Consider the following 7,400-nt stretch of genomic DNA (forward strand, 5'->3'; position numbering starts at 1 on the left):
GCCATTCATGCCGAAGCGTCCGGTGACCCCCGAAACGTTGTTCGACATCCAGTTCGTGGACGCGGTCTCGCCCTCTCCCGACGGAACGCGCGCCGTGTACGAGATCAAGACCATCGACCGCGAGAAGGACGAATACCAGTCGCACCTCTGGCTGATCCCGACCGGCGGCGGCGCGCCGCGCCGCCTGACGCAGGGGGAGCACAAGAATTTCGGCGCGGTCTGGCATCCGGACGGCGCGACGATCGCGTTCGTCTCGACGCGCCGGGACAAGAAGCCGCAGATCTACCGCCTGCCGCTGGATGGCGGCGAGGCCGAGCGGCTCACCGACCTGGACGGTGACCCCAGCTCGCTCGAGTGGTCGCCCGACGGCAAGTCGATTCTCTTCGCCTTCCGCGCGAGCGATCCGCCGGAGCAGGGCCATCTGCCCGGATCGGCGCCCGAGAAGAAGGCGCGCGAGGCGAAAGCCGAGAAGAAGGAATTGCCCGAGCCCACCTTCCGCCACATCACGCGGATGCTCTACAAGCTGGACGGCTCGGGATGGCTCCCCCGGTCGCGCTCGCACCTGCACGTGCTGGACGTGGCGAGCCGGGCGGTGCGCGCGCTCACGTCGGGGAACTTCGATCACGGCGCGGGAACCTGGTCGCCGGACGGAACGCAGATCGCCTTCACGGCGAACCGCCAGGAGGACGAGGAGTATTCCTCCTACGTCGTGAGCGACGTCTTCGTCATGCCCGCCTCGGGCGGGGAGCCGCGGAATCTCACGCCCGGCCCGGGCGTGGCGGGCGGCCTCTCCTGGTCGCCCGACGGAACGACCATCGCGTTCGTCGGTCACGATCAGCCCGACGACTGGTGGGGCATTCCGAACTACCACCTCTGGACCGTCCCCGCGGCGGGCGGCGCGCCGCGCGACCTGACCGCGGGCTGGGACCGCTACGCCTCGGACCTCGTGGGGAGCGACCTGCGCGACTTCCACGCCGCCGGAAACCCGGTCTGGTCCCAGGACGGAATGGCCCTCTATTTCCAGGGGAGCGAGTTCGGCTCGACGCACCTCTACCGGATTCCCGCGCGCGGGGGAGCGGCGCCCGAGAAGCTCACGCAGGGCGGGCTCCAGATCCTGGACTTAAAGCGCGGGAGCCGCGCCGAAGAGCTGATCGTGATCCGCTGCGACCACCTCGACGCCGGGACCGTCGCGCGGTTCCATCCCGGCAGCGGCGGCTTCACCGACCTGGTCACGCCCAATCGCGATCTCTTCGATTCGCTCGCGCTCTCGACGCCCGAGGAGAGCTGGACCGAGGCGCCCGGAGGGCACCGCGTCCAGTCCTGGCTGATTCCGCCGAGCGCGGCCGCGACGAAGACTGCGAAGCACCCGATGATCCTCGAGATTCACGGCGGCCCGCGCGTGCAGTACGGGGCGTGCTTCTTCCTCGAGTTCCAGATGTTCGCGAGCGCCGGTTTCTACGTGCTCTTCTCCAACCCGCGCGGCTCGCAGGGCTACGGCGAGGCCTTCACCCGCGCGATCGTCCACGACTGGGCGGCGCCCGCGTTCGACGATCTCATGCTGGTCGTCGACGCAGCATTGGCGCGGCATCCCGACATCGACGTCGAGCGCCTCGGCGTGACGGGCGGCTCCTACGGCGGCTACATGACCAACTGGGTGGTCGGCCACACCGACCGCTTCAAGGCGGCCATCACGCAGCGCTGCGTCACCACGATTTCCACGCTGCTTTTGGGCGACGACCTCTGTCCGGTCGCCACCCCCGAGTTTGGAGCGGAGCCGTGGGAGGACGCCGAGATTCTCCGCCGCCAGTCGCCGCTCACCTATGTCGAGAAGATCCGCACGCCGCTCCTCATCACGCACAGCCTGATGGACCAGCGCTGCGACGTCACCGAGGCGGAGATGATCTACAAGGCGCTGAAAGCGCTCCGGCGCGAGGTGGAGATGGTCCTCTTCCCGGAGGAGAGCCACGGCCTCTCGCGGAAGGGAACGCCGTCGCGCCGCGTGGCGCGCATGCACCTCATGCGCGACTGGTTCGTCCGGTACCTCGCGCCCGAGGGCGCGCCGGCTCCCGTGAGCGGCGTGGCCACGTCGGCCGAGCCGGCGATGGCGGGCGCGCGGCAGAACGCCGCCCGGTAAGCGGCGCCACGGGAGGGGCGGGGTCACGATGAAGCGTACGCGTGGAGCTTAAGGGGAGGACGGTCCTCCTCACCGGGGCGAGCGGCGGCATCGGAAGGCCTGCGGCGCTCCGTCTTTCCGCGGCGGGCGCGCGCGTGGCGCTCTTCGCCCGGACCGAGGCTCCGATCCATGCGCTCGCGGCCGAAGTGGCCGCGGCCGGAGGCGAAGCCCTCGCCATTTCGGGCGATGTGACCCGTCCCGACGACTGCGCCCGCGCCGTGGCCGCGGCCACGGACCGCTTCGGAGCGCTGGACGCCCTGGTGAACAATGCCGGCGTCGGCTACCTGCGCGGGCTGGCCGAGGCGACCGAGGAGGAGATCGGCCGGATGGTCGACGTGAATCTCCTCGGGACGATCCGGATGACGCGCGCGGCGCTGCCCGCCCTTCTCGGGCGGCCCGGCGCCGCGATCGTGAACATCGGCTCCATGGCGGGTCGGGTCGCGCCGGTCCACTACGGCTACTACAGCGCCACCAAGTTCGCGATCTCGGGACTCACCGAATCGTGGCGCCGCGAGCTGGGTCCGCGCGGCATCCGCGTGACGCTGCTCCTTCCGGCCGCGGTCGAGACCCCCTTCGTGGATCGCGCCGGCCGCGCGCGGGCGCTGGGGACCGGCCCCGCCGGAACGATGCTCCGCCCCGAGCAGGTCGCCGATGCGCTCGTTGGGGCGCTTCGCCGGAATCCCCCGGATCGCTACGTCCCTTCCTGGAACCGCGCGTTCGCGTGGGTGAATCTCATCTTCCCCGGCATTTCGGACCGCGTGATGAACGCGCTCTTCCGGTATCCTGATAGGGAACGATGACCACCTCCCATCCGGAATTCGGAAGCTCGGCCGAGGCCAGGGCCGCCTGGCGACGCTCGACTTCCGGCGCTCCGGCAACCGCACGCCGGAAACGCATCGCGCTGAGCCTCTCCGGCGGCGGCCTGACCGGCGCCTATTACGAGATCGGCTGTCTCGCCGCCCTCGACGACTTCCTGGGCTTCGATTTCTCCAGCACCGGCTTCGACATCTACATCGGGGTGAGCGCCGGCGCGACGGTGGCCGGGCTGCTGGCGAAGGGGATCCCGATCCGGAAGATCTACTGGGCGCTCCTCACCAATTCCGATCCCTCGCTCCACTTCAAGCGGGGCGACATGTACGACGTGAACCGCTGGGCGATCCTCTTCTCCGGGATCAAGATCGGACTGTCGCTGCCCGGCTACTTCCTGGACTGCCTGGGGCAGCGGGTCCGCCCCTCGCCGTTCGAGTTCATGCATTACGTCGAGGAGCGTCTCCCCGCCGGACTCTTCGCGCTCGACAACTATCAGAAGTTCTTCGCGAAGGTGCTGGAGGCGCACGGCAAGACCGACAGCTTCGCCGACATCGAGCGCGAGCTCTACATCCCGGCGACCGATCTCGACCTGGGAACCCGGCGCGTCTTCGGCGCCGTCGACGCCGAGAACGTGCCGCTTTCGCACGCCGTCGCCGCCTCCTCGGCCATCCCGCTCTTCTTCCGTCCCTTCAAGGTGGAGGGCCGCGACTACATCGACGGCTCGACGGGGAAGGTGGCGCACCTGGACGTGGCGATCAAGGCGGGGGCCTCGACCATCCTCATCATCAACCCGCTGGTCAACATCTCGAACGACCAGGAGGCGGTCTGCATCCCGCGGCGGGACGGAAAGTGCGCGCGGATCAAGGAGAAGGGGATGTCCTTCATCCACGACCAGGCTTCGCGCATCGAAACGAGAGTGCGCCTGGACGGCGAGATCCGCCGCTACCAGGCCGAGTTTCCGGAGGTGAAGATGTACCGGATCGAGCCCTCCTCCAGCGAGGTGATCCTCTTCCTGCACAACACCATGAGCGTTCAGGAGCGGGAGGCGATCCTCCGCTACGGCTATACCTCGATGACGTCGATCTTGAAGCGGCGCCGCGCCGTGATCCAGGAGCTGATGCAGTTCCACGGCCTGAATCCCGCGGACGAGGCCCTCGCCGGAGGCTGAGCGGAGAAGCGCCCCCGCCCGCGCCGCTCATCGCCATGGCTCCGCACCCCATCCATCAGCGCCTCGAGCGCGGCGAGCTGGTCCTTCTGGACGGCGCGCTCGGAACCGAGCTGGAGCGCCGCGGCGTCGCCACGCCGCTTCCCCTCTGGAGCGCGCAGGCGATCCTGGACGCGCCCGGCACGCTGCGCGAAGTGCACGAAGACTACGCGCGCGCCGGCGCCGACGTGCTCGCCGCCGCGACCTTCCGGACCACGCCGCGCGTGATGGCCAAAGCGGGACGTCCCGCGGCCGACGCCGACCGGCTTACCGGTGAGGCGATCCGCATCGCGGCGGAGGGGCGGGATCGCGCCGCCGCCGGCCGTCCGGTCTGGATCGGCGGCTCGATGGGACCGCTGGAAGACTGCTATCGGCCGGAAGACGCGCCTTCCCGCGAGGCGATGGAGCGCGAGCACGCCGGACAGGCGCTAAGGCTCCAGAGCGCGGGCGCCGACCTGCTCCTTCTCGAGACCTTCAACCGGATCGACGAGGCGGAGGCCGCCGCGCGCGCCGCCCGCGCGACCGGACTGTCGTTCACGGTGAGCTTCGTGTGCCGGGGAGGCGCCCGGCTCTTCTCGGGCGAGCCGCTCGCCGACGCCGTCCGCGCCGTCGAGCCGCTCGGGCCCGCCGCGGTCCTCGTGAACTGCACGCCGCTCGACGAGACCGCCGCCTGCCTCGACGTCATGAGCCGTGCGGCCCACGTTCCGTTCGGCTGCTATCCCAACGCGGGCTTGGTGGGACCCACCGGCGCCTGGAGCTTCGATCCCTCCGTCACCCCCGAGCGCTTCGCGGCGCTCGCCAGGGACTGGCTCCGGCTCGGCGCGCAGGTGCTCGGGGGCTGCTGCGGCACCTCGCCCGAGCACATCCGGGCCCTCCGCGAGTCGCTCCCGCTGGTGCTGGTCGAATGAGCGCGCCCGAGCTCCGCCCTGCCGCCAGCACGATCCTGATCTGCCGCGAGGGCGGGCTCAAGCTCGTCTGGGTGCGCCGCTCCGAGGCCAATCCGTTTCTCGGCGGCTTTCACTCCTTCCCGGGCGGCCGCTACGCGCACGAGGATGGACCGCTGGGCGGGGATCCGGACGAGAACCTGCGCACCATGGCCCGCTGCGCCGCGCGCGAGGCGTTCGAGGAAACGGGACTGCTGGTGGGGTTTCACGGGTCGCCGCCGCAGGTGGAGGAGCAGCGGCGCCACCGGCGCGACGTGCTCGACGGCAAGACGGCCTTCTGGGACACGGTCGAACGGCGATGGGGACTTCGCTTCGACCCCGCGCGCTACGTGCCGTGCGGCCGCTGGATTACGCCGCACTTCAGCCGCGCGCGCTTCAACACGAACTTCTTCCTGATCGACATGCCGGAGGCGAGCGAGCCCGACGTCTGGCCGGGCGAGCTGGAGTCGGGCGCCTGGGTGGATCCCGCCGTCGCGCTCAAGATGTGGGACGAGGACCGCATCGTGCTCGCGATGCCCACGCTGTACGTCATCCAGCGGCTCGCGGAGGGCGGGCACGGCCTGCCGGGGCGCCTCTACGACATTCCCGAGGCGAACGGCGTCCCCTCGCGCTACGTCCACGTGCGCCCCGCGATCACGATGATTCCCATGAAGAGCGAGACGCTCCCGCCGGCCACGCACACCAACGCCGTGGTCGTGGGGGACGGCGACGTCGTGATCGTCGACCCCGGCAGCGACGATCCGGACGAGCTGGAAGCGCTGCATCAAGTGGTCGAGGAGGCGGAGGGCTTGCGCGGGCGCGTCGTCGCCATCCTGCTCACGCACCGCCACCGCGACCACTTCGCCGGCGTCGAGGCGGTGCGGGCGCGTTATGCCTGCCCCGTCTGGGCCCACGCCGACGTCGCCGAGCGGATCCCCATCGACCGCGCGCTCGCCGAGGGGGACCGGATCGAGCTTCCCGGCCGCCATCCGCGCCGGCTCTGCGTCCTGGCCACGCCGGGCCATTCGCGCTCCCACCTCGCCTTCTTCGAGGAGACCTCGCGCACGCTGATCGCCGGCGACGTGGTCTCGGGGCTGGGCACGGTGATCATCGCGCCGCCCGACGGAAACCTCCGCGACTACCTGGCCACCCTGGAGCGGCTCCGGCGCATCGGCATCACGGCGCTCATTCCCGGACACGGCGCGCCCAACCGCGGCGTGGCGCGGATGCTGGACGCGCTGATCGAGCACCGGCGGCTCCGCGAGGGAAAGATCCTGCGCGCGCTGGAGGCGGGACCGTTGAGCGAGGAGGACCTCCGGCTCCGCGTCTACGACGACACGCCCGCGGCCGATCCCGCGCTCTCCGCGCGGACGCTGCTCGCGCATCTGGAGAAGCTGGAAGAAGAGGGGCGCGTGGCGCGCGAGGAGGGTGTCGTGCGAGCGGCAGGGTCGTCATGAGCCTCGAGCCCGTGCGCGCGGCAGGGTTGCCATGAGCATCGAGCCTCGGCGCTTGGCGGGAGCACGATGAGCCTCGACTTCACCCCCGAGCTCTCGATCCCGATCCTCGAGCGGACCCCCGCGGCGCTCCGCGCGCTGCTGTCGGGACTGCCGGAGGCATGGCTGCGCGCCACCGACGGGCCGGGGACCTGGAGCGCGTTCGACGTCGTGGGGCATCTGCTCCACGGGGAGAAGACCGACTGGATTCCCCGCGTGAAGCACATCCTCCAGAAGGGGGATTCCGAGCCCTTTCCGCCGTTCGACCGCGAGGCGATGTTCGAGGCGACGCGCGGCCGATCGCTCGACTCCCTTCTGGGCGAGCTCGCGGCGCTCCGCGCGCAGAACGTGACCACGCTGCGCGGCCTGGCGCTGACGCCGGCCGACCTGGAGCGGCGCGGCCTGCATCCCGAGCTGGGATCGGTCACCCTGAGACAGCATCTGGCCACCTGGGTCGCGCACGACCTGGGGCACCTCCGACAGATCACCCAGACCCTGGGACGGCAGTACCGGGACGAAGTGGGTCCCTGGCGGGCCTATCTCTCGATGATGTAGACTTTCCGCCCGGCCTCAAAACGACAGCCTGACCCCCCCGAGGAGGAAGCCATGCCCAAGTACGTGATCGAGCGGGACATTCCGAAAGTCGGCGCGACGTCAGCCAAGGATCTGATGGCCATTTCCCAGAAGTCCTGCGGCGTGCTGGACGAGATGGGTCCGAAGATCCAGTGGATCCACAGCTACGTGACGAACGACAAGATCTACTGCGTCTACCACGCCGAGAACGCCGATCTGGTCCG

Annotated in this window: 7 protein-coding genes; all 7 read left to right on the forward strand. The window is 70.3% G+C overall.

From position 1 onward, the window contains the following. Positions 1–7: 7 nt before the first annotated feature. A complete protein-coding gene (locus tag VE326_00565; GenBank protein ID HYJ31692.1) occupies positions 8–2,134 on the forward strand; it encodes a S9 family peptidase in 2,127 nt (708 codons plus the stop codon). A gap of 41 nt (positions 2,135–2,175) precedes the next feature. Next, the gene (locus tag VE326_00570; GenBank protein ID HYJ31693.1) at positions 2,176–2,973 is read left to right on the forward strand and encodes an SDR family oxidoreductase; all 798 of its coding nucleotides are present in this window, start codon (positions 2,176–2,178) and stop codon (positions 2,971–2,973) included. Continuing rightward, the gene (locus VE326_00575) at positions 2,970–4,151 is read left to right on the forward strand and encodes a patatin-like phospholipase family protein (GenBank protein ID HYJ31694.1); all 1,182 of its coding nucleotides are present in this window, start codon (positions 2,970–2,972) and stop codon (positions 4,149–4,151) included. Before VE326_00570 ends, VE326_00575 begins: the two co-directional genes overlap by 4 nt. Before the next feature lie 35 nt (positions 4,152–4,186). Further along, complete coding sequence (locus VE326_00580) at positions 4,187–5,095, forward strand: homocysteine S-methyltransferase family protein (GenBank protein HYJ31695.1); 909 nt, start codon at positions 4,187–4,189, stop codon at positions 5,093–5,095. Next, positions 5,092–6,567, forward strand: coding sequence for an MBL fold metallo-hydrolase (locus VE326_00585; GenBank protein ID HYJ31696.1), 1,476 nt, complete (start codon positions 5,092–5,094; stop codon positions 6,565–6,567). The genes VE326_00580 and VE326_00585 overlap by 4 nt, the downstream gene beginning before the upstream one ends. A 66-nt stretch (positions 6,568–6,633) precedes the next feature. Next, complete coding sequence (locus tag VE326_00590; protein ID HYJ31697.1) at positions 6,634–7,158, forward strand: DinB family protein; 525 nt, start codon at positions 6,634–6,636, stop codon at positions 7,156–7,158. Positions 7,159–7,209: 51 nt separating this feature from the next. After that, the coding region (locus VE326_00595; GenBank protein HYJ31698.1) for a DUF4242 domain-containing protein at positions 7,210–7,400 on the forward strand (191 nt) is incomplete at its 3' end.

The organism is Candidatus Binatia bacterium, assembly GCA_035631035.1.
Lineage (GTDB): Bacteria > Eisenbacteria > RBG-16-71-46 > SZUA-252 > SZUA-252 > DASQJL01.